Source organism: bacterium, from assembly GCA_024228115.1.
Classification (GTDB): domain Bacteria; phylum Myxococcota_A; class UBA9160; order UBA9160; family UBA6930.
The window spans coordinates 1-848 of the sequence record JAAETT010000421.1 but is presented as its reverse complement, the minus strand read 5'-3'; the positions used below and the strand labels follow the sequence as shown (position 1 = coordinate 848).

The window sequence follows — 848 nt, the reverse complement described above, 5'->3', positions numbered from 1 at the left end:
CCTATGTGTCAGGATAGTTTGCGCCTCAAAAAAATCATAACCATGAGGGCGAAGTGAGATGCTAGAATGCAAAAACGATATTCAGATGAATTCAAAGAAGCAATAATGAGAAAGATGATGCCACCTCATCCAGTATCCATTCCACAATTATCTAGAGACACCGGAGTTTCAGATGTTACACTCTACAAATGGAGAAAACAATATCGAAACAAAGGAGTGGCTGTGCCTGCTAATAACAAGAAATCAGATAAATGGTCTGCTGAAGATAAATTGGCTGTTGTCATAGAAACAGCATCATTCAATGAGATTCAACTCAGCGAATATTGTCGTCAGAAGGGCCTCTATAAAGAACAAGTCGAACAATGGAAAGCATCTGCACTGTCTGGCTATAAAAACAGCGCTCAGCTCAACAAAGTTCAAACACGTAACAGGCGTGAAGATAAACAGAAAATCAATAAACTTGAGCGTGAGCTAAAGCGTAAAGAAAAGGCTCTTGCAGAAACAGCAGCCCTGTTGGTGCTATCAAAAAAGTGGAATGCCATCTGGGAGGAAAGCGAGGGAGATTGATCCCTGCCTGCAAACGCCAGATGGCCATGAAATTAATCGCAACAGCAATGCTTGACGGAGCACGCCAAAAATTGGCTTGTGAGATAATAGGGATTACAACACGAACCCTGCAATACTGGCGAAGTTGTGTGCTTAACGATCGGAGACAGACGGTCAAAAAAGAGCCTGTCAACAGACTGACTAAGCAAGAAAGAGAGAAAATTTTGGCAGTATGCAACAGCGCAGAATTCAGTAACCTCTCGCCGAAACAAATCGTTCCTGCTCTGGCCGACAGAGGTGTT

At 42.9% G+C, this 848-nt stretch carries 1 protein-coding gene; it reads left to right on the top strand.

Annotated elements, in window-relative coordinates:
• The first annotated feature begins 66 nt into the window (after nucleotides 1–66).
• Nucleotides 67–567: a transposase gene (locus GY937_17980; GenBank protein ID MCP5058593.1), complete on the top strand. Its 501-nt coding sequence runs from the start codon at nucleotides 67–69 to the stop codon at nucleotides 565–567.
• The last annotated feature ends 281 nt before the right edge of the window (nucleotides 568–848 follow it).